This is a genomic window from Paenibacillus sp. FSL E2-0190 (assembly GCF_037992965.1).
Classification (GTDB): domain Bacteria; phylum Bacillota; class Bacilli; order Paenibacillales; family Paenibacillaceae; genus Paenibacillus_AQ; species Paenibacillus_AQ odorifer.
Genome location: NZ_CP150306.1, coordinates 3,922,783 through 3,945,534 on the forward strand (window position 1 = coordinate 3,922,783; position 22,752 = coordinate 3,945,534).

The window sequence follows — 22,752 nt, forward strand, 5'->3', positions numbered from 1 at the left end:
TAGAACAGCACAAAAAAGACCGCTTTTGGCGGTCTTTTTTATTGTGCCTTTTATACAACCATCTTTCTCTCTATTCCTCCACCTGAGAAATGGACTGCGGAATTTGCTGCACCGCTCTTTTTTCAACGACTAATAAATCTTCAACGCCATACTCTGTCTTAATTTTCTGCAACTGCTTCAAAGCCTCTTCTTCTGTATTAAAATATCCTGCTTCCACGAGATATAAGCCTTTCTCATCCTTTAACATCCGCACATCCTCTAACCCATATAACATTTCTTCAGCCATACCCAGCGCCTCACCAGAAGGCTGTGAGACCGTTCTTAACGAATATACAGAGCCCTCTTTTGCTTCGTCTCCTTTCTCTTTTAACGTAATCACTACCTGTGCTGGCTCTTTATATTCCTTTACCTCATAAGCAACCGAGTCCGTAAGCGTGACATTGAACCGAATAGCCGAATCATCTAGTGTAATTAGTGGATAAGCATCCTGAACATATCGGCTTTGCTTTAATGTCTCCAGATCTTTGACTGCTGAGAATTTTCTGGCCCCACTTACTGTAATCGTCATTGTTGCCGGATTTTCCGTAAACTTTACGTTATATGAGCTTGCTAACTGTTGTGTTTCATCTGGATTTGCAAAATTCAAAATCAATTGATCGCTATTCTTCAATTGTTTCACCGAAATAAAGTTCACATCTACTCCATCCTGAATGGTTCCACCGCCTGCACTTCCTTCCGTAAATTGCAGAACACTGACCAGCTTACCTAGAACCGGTATTTGATCCATACTACTCGCAAAAGCAGGAACCGTATTTACACCCACCGTAAAAGAAATCAATACAGCCGCAGCTACTGATCCTGTCCATTTCAAGGCACGTTTTGAAGAACTATTTTTCTGTTTATAGATTTTCCCTCTTTCAATTCCTTTACGAGAAGCGAATGATAGTTCTTTAGGAATTTCAATCTCATTATAGGCTTGCTGTAGACGTTCTAGTTGCTTATCCAAAGTACTCACTCTCCTCCATACTTATTTTTAATTTTTCCAAGCCTCTATAAATAACGGTTTTGACACTGCTCAGGGGCATATCGAGAACCTCTGCAATTTCCTTTATGGGCAAGTCCTCCAAATATCTCATCACAATCACCATTCTTGATTTTTCATCAAGGCCGCTGAGCGCTTCATGCAAGTCCATAACTTCTTCCCTAGATTTCGGAGCATAGCTGCCACCCAGCTCTTGATCTATATACACGATTTTTTTAGATTTACGGATAAAGTCCAGCGCACAGTTGACAGCGATCTTGGTGAGCCAAGTTTTAAAATATTGCGGTTGCTTCAATTTATGAATGGAGATATAGGCTTTGAAGACGGTCTCCTGCACAATCTCCAGCGCATCCTCTTGATTCCGCACATAGGAGTAGGCCATTCGGTATAAACGCTCCTGCATGCCGTCAATAAGCGCAGTAAAGCTGTCTTCATCACCTGCTATCGCCTTTTCCTCAAGCGTGGTTTTATTCACGTTCCTCACTTCCTTTCATGATGTTTATAAGCTTTAGACGCACATGATCTCCGAAAAGACTCAGATTCCGTTTAGAATTTTTGCCATAGTATAAGTTACTGTGTGCCGCCACCCTGATTGGAATTCAAAAAAAGTGGCCTTCTCTTTCGAGAGGACCACTAAGGTGTTCAAGTATTTTTCCAAAAAATATTAAGCGTCTAAATGCTGTACGTTAAATAATCGCGCATAACTACCCTCTATCGCCATCAGCTGTTCATGCGTACCCCGTTCAGTAATTTCACCATTCTCAAGTACGACAATCTGATCCGCATGTGTAATCGTTGACAGTCTATGCGCTACAATTAGTGTAGTACGTTCCGAAGAAAGAGACTGCAGCGCTTGTTGAATTAAATGCTCCGATTCCAGATCCAGCGCCGAAGTAGCTTCGTCTAATATAAGAACCTTCGGATCCTTGAGAAATACCCTTGCGATAGCAACCCGCTGCTTCTGTCCTCCGGATAGCTTAACACCACGTTCTCCCACTTCTGTCTCATAACCCAGTGGCAGCTGCTCAATAAAATCATGCGCATTGGCAGCTTTTGCTGCTGAAATGACCTCTTCTTCCGTGGCATTAGGATTACCGAACAAAATATTCTCACGCACAGATCCGCTGAATAAGAAATTATCTTGCAGGACCATGCCGACAGACCTTCGCAAGCTTTCCTGTGTTAATTCCTGTATATCATAACCATCCATTTGGAGGCTGCCTTTACTGATGTCATAGAATCTCGGGATCAAGCTTATAAGGGAGGACTTTCCTCCACCGCTCATTCCGACGAACGCAATGGTCTGTCCGGGCTGAATACTCAGATTAATATCTTTTAAGACCCAATCATTCTCTTCGTTATATTTAAACCATACATTCTCAAAAGCAATCTCACCACGTGAATCCTTTAGCACTTTTGCTCCCGGCTTGTCTACAATATCATAAGGCTCATTCAGCAGCTCAAGCACCCGTTCAAGAGAAGCAGAGGCTTGCGTAAGCACCGTCGAGGAATTAATCAATCTCCGCAGCGGGGAATACATCCGGTCCAGATAGCCAAAGAAAGCTACAAAGGTACCTACTGTCAAATTGCCATGAATGACCTGATAACCACCATATCCGATGACCAAAAGAGGTGCTATATCCGTTAATGTATTAATAATTGCGAAGGTCATAGCATTCCAGCGGGTTTGCGCCATCGCTTTTTTAAGAAAGTTACCGTTGATGTCCTCAAACTGCTTCTGATCCACTTTTTCCATCGTAAAGCTGCGGATGATTGATATCCCTTGAATCCGTTCATGGAGATAACCTTGAATGCCAGCCAGAGCTTGGGAACGATCTTTCGTTAACAGCTTAAGCCGCTTATACAATTTGTTAACTGCAATTGCGTAAAAAGGTAATACCGAGATAGACACGAGCGCCAGCACCGGATTTAAATAAAACATAAATCCCAAAGCAAAAACTAGTGTGAACGTGTCGAGCCATACATTCATCATGCCGACTTCGACCAAATTTTTGGTCTGCTCAACATCGTTAATAAATCTGGAAATGGCTTCTCCCACCTTGGTATTCTGATAATACCGCAGTGACAGCCGCTGTAAATGACTGTAAAGCTTATTTCGCATATCGAACAACACTTTACTTGTGATAAGCTGAGCAAAGTATTGGCGATAGTACTCTACGGGCCCTCTTACGATAACAAATAAAATTAAGGCACCACCCAGAATAAGCATCAAATGTGATACCCGTTCCTCAATCCCCATGCTCGGGTTCATTAGCAGGTCATCGACCACGTATTTCAGAATCATTGGCAGTGTTAGCGGAATACTGAATTTGATCATGCCGATAAACAGCGTAAACACAATCAATTTCATATAAGGTCGTACAAAAGTAAAATATGATTTCCATTGCTTCACAGGAATATTCTGTCCCTTCTCTTTAGTGAGTTGCTAAGTACAGTTGACTTTTGCTCTCTACAGTGTTTTTATAATTTTAGATCATAAGTACAATTGCAGTACCGAACTTCAGGAGGATAACGATGTCTAGACAATTTGTGACGGAAGCCGTCATGATGGCGATTTACGGCCAGCTTCTCGTATCGAGCAGCCCTGTAGAATATATAGTGCCTTATACTACCGTGATGGAACTATACGAACTGCGAGACAGCGATGATCCGTTGATGAACCGTCCGGACGACGACAAGCATGTTAAGTTGAAGATTAGCGAGCTCATTGCTTATTTTGAAGAACCGCTCAACGCGAAGAAGATCAACCGCTGTTTAGCTGTGCCTTGGGCGAAAAGCTCAGGTATTCTCCTTGGCGGGCAATCCAAAATCACCATCATTAACAGTATGGATACCGCTGCCTACGGTGAGATGTTCGATCCCATCGAAACAGAGCTTCTGCTGTCCTCACAACGTGAGAAAGTACCTATCCTAACGGATCAATTTGAATTGATTCAACGGATCATCGAGGGTGGAGTTCCAGTTCAGGTGTACGATATTGACGACTTCGACTTCGCTCTGGAGGAAGAAACCTCTCGCAATTTGCACTGATAACACCTATGTATCTCCAACTGGAATACCCTCATTTTAAAGACAGCATTTGAAAAGCCCCTGCCTTTTGGCAAGGGCTTTTCCTGATTAAAATAAACAATCATTAAGACAACTATACCTGCACTTCACCGGATACCGGCTTTGGTTCGTACTTATATTCAATGTCATCCTCTGACTCAGAGTATACGATAGATAGGTCATAACCTTCCATATACCACAAGTCCTGCTCCTCCATGTAGAACACAATATCATCCTGTTTGACCTGAATAGCTGGACGCCCAGGTGCTTCTGTAGCAATGCCCAGCGAAAAACCGGGGTGAAGTCCACCTCCCGAGCTATAACGGGGAAATAAACGAATATAGTCTCCATTCTTAAGGTCCAATTCTCTCTTAAACCAAGCTGCCGCTGCTTGACTAATTTCCATGTTCATTTCTCTCAGCTCCTTTGTATATTCTAATCATAACGAAAATAAGTCGATATTCAAACAACTTTATGCAATTAATGATTTCCCAATCCATTTAAAATTAAGTTTGACAAATTCGCGAACCGGATGATAAACTCTGAACATAACTAAACGTCTTCTAGTTATTACCAAATTAATGAAAGGGGTGAGCGCGGTGTTTACGAAGTTACAGCCATATTATTTTACTATTGTTGGAATTTTTACTCAACCGAATACCGAAGCAGCCCAAGTGATTAAGCCATCCTGAAGTTTTTGCGAGTCTTATGGACCGTATAACTTTAGTTCTTGAAGGTCTCTCACATGCTTGGTGCTGTAACGCACCGTGCGCATGATAGCTGTAAATTACAGGCATATCGTCCGTTTTCGGATGATATGCCTTTTTTGTTTGCTGAAGAGATAATCACTTGCGCTTTTATCAGCATCACAAGCAATCATTACAACCTGAAAGGAAGGGATTTACTTGTTCTCTGTTCTTCGCGATCTCGGCTGGTTTTTTCGCCGAGAAAAAAGGCGTTACCTGATTGGACTCATATTACTCATAGGTGTGGGCGTTCTTGAATTACTCCCTCCACGTCTGCTAGGCAATGCCATTGACGACATAGTACGCGGTTCGATTACTACAGCTTCGCTTGCCAAATATATCGGCATGATATTCATTTTGCTGCTAGTTATTTATTGGATTACCTACATATGGATGCACAAACTTTTCGGAGGTTCCAACCTTGTTGAGCGCCTGCTGCGCTCCCGATTTATGAATCATCTTATGACTATGACACCTTCGTTCTTCGAAAAAAATAGAACTGGTGACCTCATGGCCCGGGCAACCAATGATATCAGAGCCGTCTCAGCTACCGTAGGATTCGGGATGCTTACACTGGTGGATTCTACAATCTACCTCACGGTTGTGCTGTTTGCGATGGGCTTTCTCGTGAGTTGGAAATTGACCCTTGCAGCAGTATTACCATTACCCCTAATTGCAATAGCTATGATTTTTTATGGTAAAGCTATTCATGATCGGTACAGCTTAGCGCAGGATGCATTCGGAGATATGAATGACCAAGTGCTCGAATCTGTCTCTGGTGTGCGCGTAATCCGTGCTTATGTCCAAGAGCGTCTTGATGAAAAACGTTTCTCGGATATTACTGAAGATGTTTACAACAAAAATATGGCCGTAGCTCGTGTCGATGCTTTCTTCGAACCAACCATCCGCTTCTGCGTCGGACTCAGCTACATTATTGGTCTTACTTATGGGATATACCTTGTATTCCGCAATCAGATCACACTGGGTGATCTAGTCTCCTTTAATATGTACCTCGGTATGATTGTATGGCCGATGTTCGCTATTGGAGAATTGATCAACATTATGCAGCGTGGTGGAGCTTCCCTCGAACGTATCGACGAGACGTTAAACTCCAAACCCGATGTTCAAAATGCTGCCCATCCCGTTCAAGTTCCCCACCCTACTCGAATCGAGCTTAACGATGTGACTTTCCGTTATCCTTCTTCGACGATAGACAATCTAACCCATGTCAACCTAACCCTGAACCAAGGGCAGACATTAGGTGTAGTCGGGCGTACAGGAAGCGGGAAATCTACACTGCTCAAACAATTGCTCCGCGAATATCCGACAGGTAATGGAGAAATCCTTATCTCTGGCGTGCCTATTCAACAGATTTCCCTGGATCAGCTGCATAGCTGGATGGGTTATGTTCCACAAGAGCAAATCCTTTTCTCCAAATCCGTTCGGCAAAACATTCAGTTTGGTCTAGACAACGCCGATGACGATACGATTATGCAAGCCATTACAGCTGCCGCTTTCCAGAACGACCTGGGCACATTGTCCGATGGTCTGGATACTCTGGTGGGTGAACGTGGTGTATCCCTCTCCGGTGGACAAAAGCAACGTGTCTCTCTGTCCAGAGCTTTTATCGCTAATCCAGATATTCTTATTCTGGACGATGCCTTATCAGCCGTTGACGCTCGTACGGAAGCTCAGATTATCGACAACATCCGAAATGAACGTGCCGGAAAAACCACATTAATCTCTACTCACCGTCTCTCTGCCGTCCAACATGCCGACATGATTGTTGTACTGGATAACGGACAAATTGTTGAGCGAGGTACACATCAGGAACTATTGGATTTGAATGGCTGGTACCGTGAGCAATATGATCGGCAGCAAGTCGAAAATAACTTATCGAATGATTAAACTACAACCATAAATAAACGAGCTACGACTACGCAAAACATTTTAGGAGGTGTCACGGTTGACACAAAGTACAGGCAAACGCCTGCTGGAATATGCATTGACCGCAAAGAAAACCTTTATCGCAGCCCTTCTGCTGCTTTCAATCGGGGTAGCGGCAGAGCTGGCAGGTCCATTTATAGCCAAAAGCATGATCGACAATCACATGCTGGCCATCGAGAAGCCCTATTTCAGCACCACGTCTCCCGATAAGGCGGCTGAATATAACAATAATTTATACAAACGCGGCGATCGCTTTGAGCCTGGTGAAACTAAAGGCCAAGAAATTCGTGTCCTTCAAGCAGGGAGAAGTTTCTATTTTATTAACGAAGCTGTAACACAGCCTGACGGTGAACGAAAGTTCATCGATGGAGAGATGCATATCACCCGTGGTGATAACGAAGTTATCTATCCCGCGGTTAAGCTGTCGGCCGATGAGCTGTTCGCTTTTTACAAACCCGAGCTTCCTGGAATCTATCAGTTGGTCGGAATGTATGCTATTTTTCTTGTAATCTCCATCTTTGCTGAATTCGGAAAAACCTATTGGCTGCAATCTTCGGCGAATCAGGTAATCCGGAAGCTGCGGACAGATGTATACGCGCATATCCAGCGACTACCCGTTCATTTTTTTGACAATTTGCCTGCTGGTAAGGTAGTGTCGCGGGTTACAAATGATACCGAGGCGATTAAGGATCTATTCATTGCCGTCCTCTCCAATTTCAGCACCGGTATTATCAATATAACTGGCGTATATATCGCTCTGTTCTTACTTGATGTCCGTCTGGGTCTGATCAGCTTGTTCATTGTACCTATTCTTGTGTTATGGATCGTGCTCTATCGCAAAATTGCGACCAAATACAATACGATCATTCGCTCACGTCTAAGTGAAATTAACGCCATTATTAATGAATCGATTCAGGGGATGTCAATCGTCCGGATATTCCGCCGTCAGAAGCAGCTTAGTGCAGAATTTGAGAACCTGAACGATGATTACTTGAAATATCAGAATAAAATGTTAAATCTGAATGCTTTCACGTCCCACAATCTGGTGAACTCACTTCGCAGTCTCTCTTTTGTGATGGTGCTTTGGTATTTCGGACATGGCAGTATTACTGGTTCAACCTTTGTATCCTTAGGCGTTCTGTATGCCTTTGTCGATGTGCTCGGACGTTTGTTCCAGCCTATCACAGGCATGGTGAACCAGTTGGCGAACCTGGATACTTCTATGGTATCTGCAGGACGTGTGTTTACGCTTATGGATGAACCTGGAGAGAATGTTACGGACGGCTCCATGCCACGCTACAAAGGGAAAGTGGAATTTAAGAATGTATCTTTTGCTTATAAAAAAGACTACGTCCTGCGCGATATCTCCTTTGAAGCACGCCCGGGTGAAACTGTCGCTCTTGTAGGTCATACGGGTTCCGGCAAAAGCTCAATCATCAATCTGCTGTTCCGGTTCTATGATCCACAAAAAGGCGATATTACGATTGACGGTCAAAAGGTTACGGATATTCCGAAGCAGTGGCTGCGGAATCACATGGGCATCGTGCTGCAGGATCCGTACCTCTTCACGGGCACCATTGCTTCGAACGTCAGCCTAGGGGATGAACGAATTTCCCGTGAACGGGTAGAACGTGCTTTGCGTGAGGTTGGTGCGGATAAGTTACTCGCTCATCTTCCACAAGGATTTGATGAACCTGTCATCGAAAAAGGAAGTACTTTATCTGCGGGTCAGCGGCAATTGATTTCTTTTGCGAGAGCTCTCTCCTTTGACCCAGCTATTCTCATTCTAGATGAAGCTACCTCCAACATCGATACAGAAACGGAAAGCGTCATTCAGGATGCGCTGGAAGTTCTCAAAAAAGGACGCACCACTTTCATCATCGCTCACCGCTTATCCACGATTCGCAGTGCAGATCAGATTCTAGTCCTGCATCACGGAGAGATCGTAGAACGCGGCAGCCATGATGAACTGATGGCGCTTGGCGGAAGATACTTCCGTATGTACCAGCTGCAAGTAGGTGCTGCTGCTAACAGCTCTGACGATAACGCTGGCGCAAGCAACCGTCCAGCACTCGGAAACTTGCAACCCTCTCTTGAGAAAATGTAATTTACAACCCTGAGTCACTTCATTGTGATTCAGGGTTTTTTCCTGCTTGATCTTAGAACAGATGTTCTGTATTATGGAAATTAATACATAACCTTGGAGGAGCAAACGATGCTTACTTATAATTTGACTAAGAAACAAGCCAGGCTTTTTCTGCTATCTCATCAAAAGTTAACTGCTGGAGCTATCCCTTCTGGAAAACTTAGTATTTATGACTATGTTCGTCACGTAGGCTGCATCCAATATGACCCCCTTAATATCGCTGGCCATAATCATGAGCTGGTCCTCCAGGCACGGATTCCGGGATTTACGCCAGAACTGGTCCAAGAGCTTCTGTATGAAGACAGACTGCTCGTTGATGGCTGGGACAAGAACATGTCAATTTATTGTACAGAGGATTGGCCTTATTTTAAGCGGAGAAGAACAGCTGCTGCCTCCCACCATCAGGCTAATGAGCCTGTAATGGTCGCTGTAGCACAGGTTCGTGAAGAGCTTCAGAAGCGTGGCCCCCTCTCCTCTCTGGATTTAGACGGAAAGGAAAAAGTAGATTGGGCTTGGGCTCCGACAAGATTATCACGAGCTGCAATGGAAAGCATGTACTTTTGGGGAGAGATTGTTGTCCACCATCGTGTACATACCCGGCGATATTATGATTTCGCTGAACGTTTGTTACCCTCAGAGCTGCTGAGTTCAGCCGATCCAAATGTCACGGAAGAACAATTTCATGATTGGTATGTGTTACGTAGAATAGGAAGTATCGGCTTGTTATGGAATAAATCTGGAGACGGATGGCTGGGCATATCCGGACTGAAGAGCAAAGAGCGTGCGGCGGCGATTCAGAGATTGCTGGAGAAGGATAGTCTCAGAAAAGTTTGGGTCGAGGGGATTAAGGTTCCGCTTTATATCCGCAGTATAGATGCTCCAACCTTGGAGTCTGTGATACTGCAAGAATCTGAAGAGATTGGGCTTCAACCACGTGATTCATTTGCGGCCGTTTTGGCTCCGCTGGATAATTTGTTGTGGGAACGTGAGCTGGTTCGGCAATTATTCGGATTTCATTACCGCTGGGAGGTCTATAAGCCGGCAATAGAACGAGAATATGGTTACTATGTACTGCCTATATTATATAATGATCGTTTTGTTGGCAGATTTGAACCGGTGATGGATAAGAAGAGCCAAACATTGAATATTAACAATTGGTGGTGGGAACCTGGAGAAAGCCTAACACCGGAGATGATTCCGGCATTAGGCGAAGCTTTAACTGCACTCTCTCGCTGTGTTAGAGCTTCTTCGGTTCATTTTAGACCAGAGGTTGTAACAGCTTGCGGATTAGAAGGATTATTACAATAAGTTTTCCTCCTCTAATCCAAGTTTCGTGAACATCTCTGTGCAGTAGCCTTGCAGTTTAACTTCAAGTCTACTTGCTTTATTTTTAAAACGTTTCAGCTCCCGAATCATTTTAGCCCTTCCGGCAGGCGTAAAGGTTTCCTGTATACGCTCTTTAAAGTAATCATGAACGATGTAATTACGTTGTTTCCACACTTCCTCCAACTGAGCGGTTTCTTGCTCCGAGAAAGGAAAATGATGTTGGATTTCTTTGATGAGTTGGCCGAGTGAATTGCTGAGTTTTCGCTGATAAAGGTCTGTCAGATCTGCTTCTGTTGGCGTTTTTCCTTGTGATAGCTTAGTAAGCAATAGCAAGTTGGTAAGCTGCTGCTCGAGGGCCTGTCCATAATAAACTGCCAGTCCAAAATAGGCGAATAACTCTTTTGATTGTTCACTCTCAGGTACATATGTATCCTTCATCTTTTCCCCCACTTCTGTATCCTTGTTCCTTTTATCTATACAAGTTATGTTTTGTTGTAATCCCTCTGTCTTGATCTGTACAAATAAAAACCGATAAGCAGTGTTATATATACTAATGCTTGTGCAAAGGAACCTAACAACTCCGCTAATGACAATGTATCAGCTTTCATCATGGCCTCCATTACAGGAGTTACTGGCGGCAACAACCAGATCAAAAAATGAAATATACCAGGCAAACTTTCGCTGATTTGTGCTCCGCCCAGTGATAGTATAACGATAGCTAACAACATACCTGTCGCATGACTGCCTTTTTGAACCCAAGAAGATTGAAAGAATAGGGCAATAGCCACACCAAGCATACCCAATAATCCATGTCCTATGAGCGCGAGAATTAACCGATATCCCCCGGGTGATTCTGCAAAATGACCCGTTACCCAAGGATAAAGGACAATCAATAGATCTAGCAGCAGCGTTAGAAATGCAAGCGTTAAGATACCACCTGCACTATGTTTAGCCGCACTTCGCATGTGAACAACTGCAATCTGCCGATGAACAGCGTGCTCATGATTCAAAAAACTAAGACTCATCCAAACGCAGCTTATAAAGAGCATTACTGCTGTAGCGGCATAGCTATTCATAACTGGATTGGGCTTATAAGAATACAATATCAAGACTGCAATCACAATCCCTGCTAACGGGCCGAAATAACGCTGAGATCGAGTATAACTTCGCAGCATGTAAACGATAAACGGATACACGTAAGACCCCCTGTTCAACTCCTAGGATTCATCCATTTTTCTAAGTCATGCGATCCTCCGCGAGGTTCTACCGATTGTATTGAACCACCCGACTCCAAGATAACCCGCAAAAAAGTATCTGATTCTGAACTTGTTACTGTCAACGCCGTACGTTCTATGTTACAACTATCCTTAAACGTATTTATTGAAATGAAACCTGCCATTTCCTTCAATTGCTGCAGTTTCTGAATCGACAGATTAGACAATAGTATGTATGTAGAGGGTTTTATGTTTAGCTTCTCTGACCCCTGAATTGACTTTACAATTTTCCCTTCATGTATCACATGAACCTGATCCGCAAGCAATTCAATCCATTGGGTTTCATGTACAGAGAAGACTATAGCAGTCCCCTTATTTCTCAAAACGATGAGAAGATCAGCTAACTTATTCATTGATGGGAGATCAAGGCCCGACATAGGTTCATCAAGAAGCAGCAACGAGGGACTTCCCAACAAGCTTTGAATCAAATTAATTTTTTGCAGCATTCCTTTGGAGAAATTTAGCATCGACTGCTTGCGAAAGTGCTCCAGTTTAAAAAGTTGAAATAACGTTGTTAGCTCCTGTTCGATCAGGACTGGCGCAAGGCCGCTAATCTGACCCATACTTCGCAAGTACTGTTCTGGGGTCAGCTTCAACCCTGGAAACATCTCAGGTGCATAACCAATTCTCAGATTTGGATCCTTACAACTCAGCTTTCCTGAGGAAATTTGGACAAGTCCAGCTAAGATTGACAACAGGGTACTTTTGCCGGATCCGTTTCGTCCGATCAGAGCTGTTACAGTTCCCTTTTCAATAGTGAACGATACATCCTCCAATACGGGTCGGCGTCCATACTGTTTACTGATCTGCTCTAATTCAATTAGGGAAGTAGCAACACCTATACTACCGCCGGCAAAGTTACGATCTACTAAGTTCGCCACTTAACATTCTCCCTTCATATCTACTGTTAATTCTCCGGTTCCCTACGAATTTCCTCTTCTAGGAATCAAAAAAAAGAAAGAACTGCCATAGCAGCCCTTTCTAAAATTTACTTTCAATCCAGTATTTCTCCCCTTTTTTTGTTTATTTTATATTCTGAGATAAAATCTCATCGGCTTGAAGGCGGAACTGTTCGGCAGCTTTTTCAGGAGTGATTTTGCTGAACATAAGCAGATCATATAATTGACGTAATACGCTAGTTACTTCTGAAGCACCCACCGGATCCGGTGGATCCATCGGACTGCTATTCTGCTCCACCCAGTCAATATATTTAAAAACCTGTGCAAGCTCTGGCTCTAGAAATGGCTTCATCTGCTCTTTAATAGCTGAGGACACCGGGACGCCACGTTCTCCCTTAAGCACTTTATTAGCTTCCAAATTATTGACAAAGAAATCAATGAATTTTGCTGCTTCTTCCTTTTGCTTAGAGCTTTTTGAAATCGAAAAAAACATCCCTGGTTTCAAGAATAAGCCGCGATCATTGTGCGGGCCTGGCATGGTGGCTAAAGCCAGCGGTTTTCCGTAACGCTGAACAGTGCTAATAAACTGATTAGAATATCCCCAACCCAGCAATGCTTCCCCTTTGTAAAAAGGGTCTTGATCCGGTTTGTTAACATCTAACGTCCAGATATCAGGTTCGAAAATCAGTTTTTCCTGCATCAGACGCTGCATACGTCCGAAATACTCTACAAACAAGCGATCATCGCTATAGCCAAGGGTTATTCCATCTTCCGAGAACATTGACGCTCCATTCTGCCGTAAATAATAAGCAAAAAACTGTTCTGGCGTCAGATAAGTTCCCAGATAAATTCCTTTCCCCTGTTCCTTTAAAGTAACGCCGATCTGCTCAAAATCCTCCCAGCTCCAATCCGTCCCTGGAGGCTCAATTCCCTGCTCCTTAAAAACTTCTGGATCATACACACTGTACAAAGCATTAATCCCTAGATTAAAACCATATAGCTGCTCGCCTAGTTTACCTCCGGCAAGATTGTTGTCGCTGATGCTGCTCGTATCTATAAGTCCGCTCTTAATATAAGGTGACAAGTCTTGCAATAAATTCAAAGTTCCATATTGCGAAAGGTAAGAGATATCCATTTGGATAATGTCTGGAAGAACATTGCCTGCTGCACTAGGTGCAAGCTTTTTCCAATACTCATTAAAGGCGCTGTAATCATATTCAATTTTCACCAGAGGATTCTGTTGTTCATACATTTGGATAACCTGAATTGTAGCGTTATTCCGGAAGTCACTTCCCCACCAGGCAATCCGGAGGTTAATTTTTTCTACTGCATTCTCTGGTGGAAGGTCCGTTTGTTGCCCGCAGCTTCCGAGAGTTGTAATCATGCATAGCAGTGCCAAGCTAAGTATGAATCTGCGCATCACCTACACCTCCTGCGGGAACGGCAAAAGAACACTGACTTTTGTTCCAAACCCAACCGTACTCTCAACATAAATGCCATATTCCTCACCGAAGGCAAGTCTGACCCGGTCACGGATGTTAAGCAAGCCAATACCTGTGCCTCTAGTCTCTACTTCCCCATTTAGTAATCGTTTGAGGAAATCTGCTTCCATTCCGGGCCCACGATCCTCAACTACAATCGCTAGCTTGCCATCAAATGGTTCAGCATATAATAGAATTTGACAAGGTTCAATCATCGTCTCAACACCATATTGAATAGCATTCTCCAACAGCGGTTGCAGGGTTAGCTTTGGAATAGAGACAGTATTAAAGACCTCTGGAATCTCCATATGAAAATCCAAACGTTTCTGAAACCGGTAATTCTGAATAGTGATATAATGCTTCACAATTTCTAGCTCTTGCGCGACTGTGATTACATTTTGTTTCAAGCTGATCGATGACCGAAGAAGAAAAGCAAGCGAGACAACCATGCTCGAAATCTGTGCATGTTCACTTTTTTTAGCTAACCAGTGGATCGAATCCAGTGAGTTATAGAGGAAATGAGGATTAATCTGCGCTTGCAAAGCCTTAAATTCTGTCTCTTTTATAATCAGCTGGTTGGCATAGTTCTCTTTGATCAATGTGTTAATCTGTGTTATCATCTGACGAAATGTCCGTTGTAATAACCCCACCTCATCCATTTGCTGAAGTGGAGGAGCCATCAGCTTAGTATCCATACTGTCCAGATCTCCATATTGAACCTCTTTCATTTGACTGATCAGCGAGCGAATCGGTTGTGTCAGATTACGGGCAAAGCTCATCCCTAGCGCAATTATAATCACAATCGCAATTCCAAATATAATGATCATTGTATTCTTCAGCCAAATGGTTTTTTCAAAAATATCATTATAAGAAACATAGTTGTAGTAAGTCCATCCAGAGTAGGAAGATTGCTTCTGTGATACAAAGGCAACTTCTCCATTCATCTCTTTGATTTCGTATCCAGCCCCTGATTTTAAAGGCTGTAAAACCGCTGTTACACCGTCCGCCACTTTCCGATAAGGATAAACCAGTTCCTGACCTGCTTTCAAAATAATATCGCTGTCTTCTGCGGCCACACCAGCGTAATCTTGGGCTAACCTCCCAATATTAATGCGTAAATAGAGCGTGCCCAGCTTATCTAGCGTCATTGGATCATAAGCTCTCACTTCTCGGACCATGACCAGCATCGGATCTGAATCGTCAGGATACAACCAACGTACAGCACCATTCCCCGCTTCTGCCTCTCGGTTCATTCGTGCCGATTTCTCCTCTGTGAACAGAATCGTCTCTCCGTATCTGCTGACCTTCCCTTGGGAATCGATCAAATGTACAGACTGAATGTAACGTTCGTCCATACTGATATGCGTCCATAACCGATCAGCAATCATCTGCCGTGTAACATATCCAGTAAAATCGGAATCATCTTTGCGCAATTCCTTAAGGCCTTCTTGAATTTGCCGATCAGCAATCATCGTCAAAGTCATGGATTCCAGCTTTTTAAGCTCCATATCAATCGTAGTCGAAGACAAATTAAGCAGCCGATACGACTTGTCATAAAGCTGCTTGTCATAAATAGAGTAGGCATAATATAAAGAACCGAACGCCATGGATATAATCAGAATCAGTATCAGAACAATCATCAGGAACACCTTCATTTTAATACTCAAATTCCGATAAACTTTCATCCGGGCTCTCCTTTGTCACTGTAATATAACTTGTATACCACATTATGGATAACCCGGATAGTCTTCTTAATCCGCTTATTTAGCCATGTAACGGTCATACGCAGCCTGATGGATTTTTATAGCTTCTTCAATGCCCATTCCTTTGATCGTATCCACCATTTTTTCAAATTCTGAGATTGGTTTCTGGCCATTAATGATTGCTGTCATCGTTTCATTCAGATACGTGTTGACCTGACTCATAATGGAAGTGCTTTTGCTGGCTTCGTCAACGCTCAAACGAAACGGAGGAAGCGTCAAATCAGAGCTAGCCTTCATCCAAGAAGCATTAGCCTCTCGTTGCCCCTCATCGAACAATAAAGCATCCAAATAACGGCTATCCTGATTGATGGGTCCATCCATAATCGAAAGCGCATATGAGGCTAACGCTTGATCGTAAGTCAAACCTTTAGGATTGTTGGTAATGACATCTGTGAATTTTATTCCTTCTCCTTCCTTCACATAGCTCTCACCTTCAATTCCGAAGTTGAACAATTCATGTCCTTGTGGGCTGTAATTGAAATCCATCCATTGGACAATATCCTTCAGTTTATCCTTATCCGCTCCGGTAGTGATTGCTTCACCATACGTCAATACTTTATTGTTCATATTAAAAGTAGCATAAGCTGTTCCGCTAGGAGAAACCGGCCAAGGTACACCTGTAAGATTAAAGTTCGGATCGGTATCGCGCATCAGGTTGAAGAATTTGCCCATACCGCTAAAGACACCACCGCCATAAGAACCGGCTAAATTATTCGTCACTTTATAATCAAAGGCTTTGCCATCGTTGGTCATAATTTCCGGATCAATAAGCCCTTCCTTATACCATGTGGCCATCGTTTCCAAGAAGCTTGAATAACCTGGCTGAATCGGCCCGTATTCGACCTTATCCCCATTCATCTGAAAACCGCCGATTACCCCAAACCCTGGTGAGAAATCGTGCAGCTTCGTCAGGTCACCAGGACCCCAGTTTCCAGTGAACGGCAGCTCATCGGCCTTCCCGTTGCCATTAGGATCTTTTTCTTTAAACGCTTTCAAAACAGTATGCCATTCCTCAATGTTGGTCGGCGGCTTCAGTCCCAGCTTATCGAGCCAATCCTTGCGCATAATCAACCCTGAAGTGGCATTCAGCTTCAGCGCATCCAGCTTCAGAAGAGGGAACATATAAATCGTTCCATCATCCAGTGTGATTTGTTTTTTTACATCCGGGTCGGATTCAATGATTTTGCGAAGATTCGGTGCATATTGTTCTATCAGCTCATTTAAACGGATAATTCGGCCATCCTCAATTAATTTCTCCGGCCCACCAACCGCATCCGCCCAATTATAATAAATGACATCTGGAAGCTCTTTCGTAGAAATCAACAGGTTGAACTGATCCTTCTGCTGTCCAAGTGGTGGGTGCGTAAACTTCACTTTGATGCCAGTCAACTCTTCTTTCTTTTTATAGCTGGCCATATCACCAAAACTCTCCAAAGAAGCGGTAAGCTTACCATCATTGGCACGCCAGTAATTAATCGTCATTCCGTCTTTTGTAATTGGCAGTGGAATTTCTGTCAGCTTCTCCACCGGCGTATTAGTTGCGGTAGTATTCCCCTTATGATCTCCCGCCTTATTACCCGCACTAGTTCCATCATTATTGCCTGAACAGCCAGCCAGCATTGTAGAAAGAAGGACGGAACTTAACATCATGGCCCCTATTTTTCTTTTCACCCAAAATCGCCTCCATAAATAAATGTTATTTATTGTTTCACGGCACCGATTAAAGCGCCTTGAACAAAATATTTCTGGATAAACGGATACACCAGCATGATTGGTAACGTTGAGATTATGATAGTGGCGTATTTGATGTTCTCACCGATAGCGAAGCCTGTATCTACCCCAGCTCCCATTGACTCTGTACTGCTGCTAATCAGAATATCCCGCATTACAATTTGAATCGGATAGAGATCCTGACTGCGCAAATACAGCATCGGGGCTACATAATCATTCCAATGGTCAACCGCATAATAAAGAGTCATAACCGCGAGAATAGATTTGGACAGTGGCAGTACAATTCGGAATAAAATCAAGATATCATTAGCTCCGTCAAGCTTCGCCGACTCGATCAAGCTGATCGGTATTCCCTCAAAGCTAGTTTTCATTATCAAAAAATAAAAAGTACTAATCGCTCCAGGTATAATCATCGCCCAGCGGGTATCGACCATCCCGAGGTTCTGAATGAGCAGAAAAGTCGGGATCATCCCTCCGCCAAAAAACATCGTGAATGTGATTAACTTCATCAGTGTTTTTCTACCGAAAAGATCTGATCTGGACAAGGAATACGCTGCGATTGATGTCATCAATAAATTAACGATTGTCCCAACAGTTACATAAAAAAGTGTATTTAAATATCCACTATAGATTTTCGAATTTTGAAATACCGCTTTGTAAGCTTCGAGCTGAAAGCCTTCAGGCAGCAGCATTAATGACCTGGAACGCAGCAGTTCGTTCGGATCACTCACAGAGGAATTCAGCACATACAGGAGCGGATAAATCGATACAGCCATGATGCCTAACAACAGCAACACATTAATACAGTCAAAGATACGTTCACCTGCCGAACGTCGCATAGGTTCACCTCCTGTTCCTCACCAAAGACTGGTGGAGTTCACTTTTTTACTAATAGAGTTGGCAAGCAAAAGCAGTGAGAAATTTATAACCCCGTTAATTAATCCAATGGCTGTGGAATACGTATAATTGCCTTCCAGCACCCCAGAACGGTATACAAAGGTTGAGATAACATCCGAGGTTTCATAGGTTGGAGCGGTCTGCATCAGTAATATTTTTTGAAAATCGGAATTCATAACCGCGCCCAGACGCAGAATCAGCATAACGACGACAGTAGGCATAATTCCCGGCAGGGTAATGTTCAGAAGCTGTTTCCAGCGACCTGCGCCATCTATTTTGGCAGCCTCATATAATTGGGGATCAATTCCGCTAAGCGCCGCCAAAAAGATGATGGAAGCCCAGCCCGCACCTTGCCAGATGTTGGAGAGAATATAAAGTGGCCGGAACATATCCTTCTCTGCCAGAAACATCACAGGCTGTAGATCAAAAAAGCTACGAACTACGTTAAACAACCCGCCATCAAGTGCTGAGAATGTTTTTAACATACCGACAACAACCACGACTGAAATGAAATGCGGCATATAGCTAACGGTTTGAATCGTGCTTTTGAACCACTTATTCCGGACCTCATTTAACAGTAAAGCCAATATAATGGGTGCCGGAAATCCGAAAATAATACTGTAAAAGCTAAGAATCAGTGTGTTCTTAATAATCCGCCAAAAGTAGTAGCTTTCAAAAAACATTTTAAAATTATCAAACCCGATCCACTGCCCCGCCATAATCCCTTTTATAGGACTATAGGATTTCTGAAAAGCCATTAGCAGACCGTACATCGGCCCATAGCTGAAAATCAGATAAAAGAGCACCACGGGAATTAACATGATATACACATATTTATTCCGCTGCAGTTCTTTTTTCACATAAGACCATTTGCCGGGTTTCATACCGGACTTCTTGGTCAGCAGCTGATGCTTAAGCTCCATTGGTTGGCCTCCCCGTATGTAATATGACTAGCTTCCTTATGCACATAACTTTACAGGTAAAGCTGTCCTTTCCCCATGTTCATATCCGGTAATTATTTGTTCAAAACCGTGGAACCCTCTTTGTCCTCGCACACAAAAATACCCCACAGTACTTATCGATCAAGTACGTAGGGTATATGGGCTATCTTTAAATGAAACAATTATGGAGCCGTTTTTTTATATTCGGAAGGAGAAAAACCCGTGAATTTCTTGAAGGCTTTGCTAAAGTAGGATACATTATCTCCAAAACCGACTTCTTCAGCTAGAGGTCCAATCGTAAAATGTGCACATCCTTCGATGATTTCGAGCGCTTTTTGCATCCGGCATTTCATAACATAATTCGTAAACTTTTCCCCCGTTTCTTTCTTGAACATCTTACTAACATAATCAGGATTCATATAAATCTCCTGTGCAACAGTCTGCAAAGTTAATGTCTCTTCACAATAACGCCTATCCACGATACGCTTTACCTCTGCCACCATTTGCGATTGCTTACTGCGATTGCGGCTATAACGATCAAGGGTAATCTCTTCTGCAATACTCATTACAAACTGCTGAAAAGACTGGAGCGTGCTAGTCTCCATCATTCGGGGCAGCTTATCAATATATGTTTGCATCTTGTTTTGATCACTCAAACGTATAATCTCCATGAAGATCTGGATCAGATAGGATTTGGTCTTGGCAATGTCATATCTAAAATTCAGAAGTTGATGCAAAAGTGACAGCAGCTCGCATTCAGCATCTGCCCAGTGCCCCGCTTTAATGAGCATAACGAGGTGTTCGAGATCCAGTTGCAGCTCTAGACCTTCCTCATCCTCTGGAATGCTGATATCTTTTTCTGTAATTAAGCTCCCTTCCCCCAGATAAAATCTATGGCTAAGACATTCAATCGTCTGCGTGAATAAACGCCTTACTTGCGTCAGCTCTCCAGGTTCACTTAATGCGGCCGTCAGATCAATATGATAATATTTCATAAAGGTAGCGCGGATGCTGTCTATTTTCTCAAATAAAGCAGCTTCAGACAGGTCATCTTCCATTAGTAACAGAACACGCCGCCCTACGGTGGAGCTTAAAATATGATGTTGAAAAATATCTCCCGCAATATTACTGACCGCGAACAAATGCTCATATTCATGTTCTCCTTCAATCTCTACCAGCAGTAGCCTAACACGTTGACTCTGAAAATTCAGTCCAAACAGCTCACCAAAATATTTCCATTCCTCCACACCATAGGTCTTGTTCGTCACAAGCTCCTTCAGGAATTGTTCTTTGGCATGTGGAAGTACACGTTCCAGTCCATATTTTATCGATAGGATAAAGTTCTCCTCGTACTGCCGTTCCTCTCGCTTCTGAACTACCTCGCTTAGCGCTTCATTCAGGCTCTCTTCGCTGCACGGCTTCAGTAAATAATGTTTAACCCCATACTGCATCGCCATCTTAGCATAATCGAATTCTGAGAAGCCTGTCAGCATAATAAAAGAGGTCTCAGGATGAAGCGCTGTAACCGTCGCCACCAGCTCCAGCCCGTCCATTCCCGGCATACGAATATCGGTAATAATAATATCAGGTATAGCTTGCTTGATTAATTCTAATGCCTCCAAGCCATTTTGCGCGGTTCCAATAAGTTCTGTGCCCAATGCTTCCCAGTTCATTACCGATGAGATGCCATCCAGGATAATAAATTCATCATCAACTAAAAGGACCTTTTGCATGATACTGCTCCTCCAATCTTTTTTGTAAGCGCTATCAATAATATGTAAAAGGTTAAATCTGTATGTATTTAGCATTCTACATGCTTGTTTCCTTTTTTTCTACCAATAGCATGAATCAAACAGACCTGGATATAAAAAACCAGACTATTGCTATATCTCTACAGCAACAGTCTGGCTATTAGTTCATATATGAGAGTTAAGTTATACGATTTACGCATATACCTCAACAGCATCGCTAATCAAACGGCATGCCTCTGCAGCTTTACGGCAGGCATTAATACATTCTTGGCAGTGATTATGTATATGCTTGCTGCTCTCATCCGCGCATGCTTCACATATTTCTGCACATAGTTTTAGAATTCCAGATACAAACGGACTTTGACGGGTCATTGCTTGAATGGCATAAGAACAAATATCCGCACATTCACGATCGAGTCGCATGCTCTCACGAAGAGATGCAAGATCATATTCTTTTAGGCTTGAGACATAGCTGTAGTTACAGGCATTCATACTTTCGAGACAAGCGTCAATGCACTCCTGATATTGAATTCGGGTCATAGCCTTCAACCTCCTGCATTTTTAATGGTATGCCTTACTATTAACCTACAAGATTAGGAATGAACCACAGCTTCTTCTGAAGCAGAACGGATTACAGGCTTCTTTTGATCGTTCCAGGCCGAACTAAAATACGTCCTTCCATCTCCAGCAGCTTCGTGCGTAACTCACTGGATGAGAAATGTTCCCCGATAAATACAGCTACGTCTGGCACTTCGCCTTGAGGTGTGATTTTCATAAAATCAGCTTCACGGTAAGCATATTGAAAAAGAAAACGACTGGAGGTGTCATTAAAGGTCACAATGCCTTTAGCCCTATAAACATCCCGCGGAAGCTCCTTGACGAACTGTTCAAAGGTCTCGCTGTTGACAGGTCGTTTGAAGTAATGTGTGTATGCCATCACGTGATCGTGGGAAGCATGGGTGCCTCCTGAAGGTTGCAGAGCTTCCTCATGCACATGGCTTTCACTGTCGCCCTCTTCAAGCTGTGAATCCGTAAGAACTCCACCTGCGCTACGCAGGAGCTCCTCTGTGTCGATCTCACAACGCTCCGCTGGCATAATCGGTGCATAAGAATTCCATTTTCGCAGAACGGTTGTGATCTCTTCCGCTTCATCTGCTGAGACACGGTCAGTTTTATTCAGAATCAAAACAGAGGCGCAGCGAATTTGCTCCTGCATCAGTCGATAGGTTGCGCCTTGCTGCGCACGGTACAATTCGAGCAAATGCGCGGCGTCAACGACAGTGATCAAGCTTTTCAGCTCTACTTTTTGATACAGTGAAGTTTCGGTTACGCCATCTACAATTTCCAGCGGGTTCGCCGCACCTGTGGCCTCAATAACAACAACATCCGGTGATTCCTTCTTGATAAGAGTAGTTAGCTCTGTACTGAGATCTCCTCGGATAGAACAGCAGATACAGCCGCCGAGCAGCTCAGCCATAGGAACGGTTTGCTCAACCAGCAGCCCATCCAGATTCACTTCACCCAGCTCATTCATCACTACTGCCGGGCGTAAGCCCTGATCTTTCCAATGTTCCAGCAGGCGCTGCAGCAGGGTAGTTTTGCCGCTTCCCAGAAATCCTGACAATATATACACAGGTACAACCTGTTCCATGATTCATCGCTCCTTGCAAATTACGGGTATGGTAGCGAGTTTACTACATGATGCCAAAGCACGCAAGCGGCATCCCTATAACCTCAAA

At 43.4% G+C, this 22,752-nt stretch carries 19 protein-coding genes; 4 read left to right on the forward strand and 15 right to left on the reverse strand.

Annotated features, from left to right (window positions below):
• Positions 1–70: 70 nt before the first annotated feature.
• From NST25_RS17140 to NST25_RS17150, 3 genes are all read right to left on the reverse strand, one after another.
• On the reverse strand, positions 71–1,006 hold the full coding sequence (locus NST25_RS17140) for a DUF4179 domain-containing protein (protein WP_076184455.1): 936 nt from the start codon (positions 1,004–1,006) through the stop codon (positions 71–73).
• Positions 999–1,517: a sigma-70 family RNA polymerase sigma factor gene (locus tag NST25_RS17145; RefSeq protein WP_076128340.1), complete on the reverse strand. Its 519-nt coding sequence runs from the start codon at positions 1,515–1,517 to the stop codon at positions 999–1,001. The genes NST25_RS17140 and NST25_RS17145 overlap by 8 nt, the downstream gene beginning before the upstream one ends.
• 189 nt (positions 1,518–1,706) lie before the next feature.
• The gene (locus NST25_RS17150; protein ID WP_076128337.1) at positions 1,707–3,455 is read right to left on the reverse strand and encodes an ABC transporter ATP-binding protein; all 1,749 of its coding nucleotides are present in this window, start codon (positions 3,453–3,455) and stop codon (positions 1,707–1,709) included.
• Positions 3,456–3,577: 122 nt separating this feature from the next.
• Between NST25_RS17150 and NST25_RS17155 the strand changes: the two genes are divergently transcribed.
• Positions 3,578–4,093 (forward strand): hypothetical protein, encoded by a 516-nt coding sequence (locus tag NST25_RS17155; RefSeq protein ID WP_036688017.1) that lies wholly within the window; start codon positions 3,578–3,580, stop codon positions 4,091–4,093.
• A 112-nt stretch (positions 4,094–4,205) separates the two neighbouring features.
• Here the strand turns inward: NST25_RS17155 and NST25_RS17160 are convergent, their stop codons facing one another.
• Entirely contained in the window at positions 4,206–4,523 is a 318-nt protein-coding gene (locus NST25_RS17160) for a HesB/YadR/YfhF family protein (protein WP_036688019.1), read from the reverse strand.
• A 493-nt stretch (positions 4,524–5,016) separates the two neighbouring features.
• Between NST25_RS17160 and NST25_RS17165 the strand changes: the two genes are divergently transcribed.
• The 3 genes from NST25_RS17165 (at position 5,017) to NST25_RS17175 (ending at position 10,258) form a co-directional block, all read left to right on the forward strand.
• Entirely contained in the window at positions 5,017–6,765 is a 1,749-nt protein-coding gene (locus NST25_RS17165; protein WP_076184456.1) for an ABC transporter transmembrane domain-containing protein, read from the forward strand.
• A 58-nt stretch (positions 6,766–6,823) separates the two neighbouring features.
• Positions 6,824–8,911: an ABC transporter ATP-binding protein gene (locus NST25_RS17170; RefSeq protein ID WP_076184457.1), complete on the forward strand. Its 2,088-nt coding sequence runs from the start codon at positions 6,824–6,826 to the stop codon at positions 8,909–8,911.
• Between the two features lie 108 nt (positions 8,912–9,019).
• Positions 9,020–10,258 carry a winged helix DNA-binding domain-containing protein gene (locus NST25_RS17175; protein WP_076194710.1) on the forward strand — a complete coding sequence of 413 codons (1,239 nt, stop codon included), beginning with the start codon at positions 9,020–9,022 and terminating at the stop codon, positions 10,256–10,258.
• Here the strand turns inward: NST25_RS17175 and NST25_RS17180 are convergent.
• The 11 genes from NST25_RS17180 to NST25_RS17230 all read right to left on the reverse strand — a co-directional run bounded on the left by NST25_RS17180 (position 10,250) and on the right by NST25_RS17230 (position 22,664).
• The gene (locus tag NST25_RS17180) at positions 10,250–10,714 is read right to left on the reverse strand and encodes a hypothetical protein (protein WP_038571625.1); all 465 of its coding nucleotides are present in this window, start codon (positions 10,712–10,714) and stop codon (positions 10,250–10,252) included. The two genes, NST25_RS17175 and NST25_RS17180, sit on opposite strands and share 9 nt — an antisense overlap.
• A 44-nt stretch (positions 10,715–10,758) precedes the next feature.
• Positions 10,759–11,472 (reverse strand): hypothetical protein, encoded by a 714-nt coding sequence (locus NST25_RS17185; protein WP_339168198.1) that lies wholly within the window; start codon positions 11,470–11,472, stop codon positions 10,759–10,761.
• A gap of 14 nt (positions 11,473–11,486) precedes the next feature.
• Positions 11,487–12,431: an ABC transporter ATP-binding protein gene (locus NST25_RS17190; protein WP_340391900.1), complete on the reverse strand. Its 945-nt coding sequence runs from the start codon at positions 12,429–12,431 to the stop codon at positions 11,487–11,489.
• Between the two features lie 142 nt (positions 12,432–12,573).
• Entirely contained in the window at positions 12,574–13,869 is a 1,296-nt protein-coding gene (locus tag NST25_RS17195; RefSeq protein WP_340391901.1) for an ABC transporter substrate-binding protein, read from the reverse strand.
• Positions 13,870–13,872: 3 nt separating this feature from the next.
• Positions 13,873–15,615, reverse strand: coding sequence for a sensor histidine kinase (locus tag NST25_RS17200; RefSeq protein ID WP_280753112.1), 1,743 nt, complete (start codon positions 15,613–15,615; stop codon positions 13,873–13,875).
• Between the two features lie 75 nt (positions 15,616–15,690).
• Positions 15,691–17,364, reverse strand: coding sequence for an extracellular solute-binding protein (locus NST25_RS17205; protein ID WP_340391902.1), 1,674 nt, complete (start codon positions 17,362–17,364; stop codon positions 15,691–15,693).
• Between the two features lie 29 nt (positions 17,365–17,393).
• A complete protein-coding gene (locus NST25_RS17210; RefSeq protein WP_076128315.1) occupies positions 17,394–18,263 on the reverse strand; it encodes a carbohydrate ABC transporter permease in 870 nt (289 codons plus the stop codon).
• 18 nt (positions 18,264–18,281) lie between these two features.
• Positions 18,282–19,244 (reverse strand): ABC transporter permease subunit, encoded by a 963-nt coding sequence (locus NST25_RS17215; RefSeq protein ID WP_076184463.1) that lies wholly within the window; start codon positions 19,242–19,244, stop codon positions 18,282–18,284.
• A gap of 200 nt (positions 19,245–19,444) precedes the next feature.
• Positions 19,445–20,995, reverse strand: coding sequence for a response regulator (locus NST25_RS17220; protein WP_339187333.1), 1,551 nt, complete (start codon positions 20,993–20,995; stop codon positions 19,445–19,447).
• Between the two features lie 210 nt (positions 20,996–21,205).
• Positions 21,206–21,553 carry a four-helix bundle copper-binding protein gene (locus NST25_RS17225; protein WP_036688030.1) on the reverse strand — a complete coding sequence of 116 codons (348 nt, stop codon included), beginning with the start codon at positions 21,551–21,553 and terminating at the stop codon, positions 21,206–21,208.
• Positions 21,554–21,644: 91 nt separating this feature from the next.
• On the reverse strand, positions 21,645–22,664 hold the full coding sequence (locus NST25_RS17230) for a GTP-binding protein (protein WP_076184465.1): 1,020 nt from the start codon (positions 22,662–22,664) through the stop codon (positions 21,645–21,647).
• Positions 22,665–22,752: the final 88 nt, after the last annotated feature.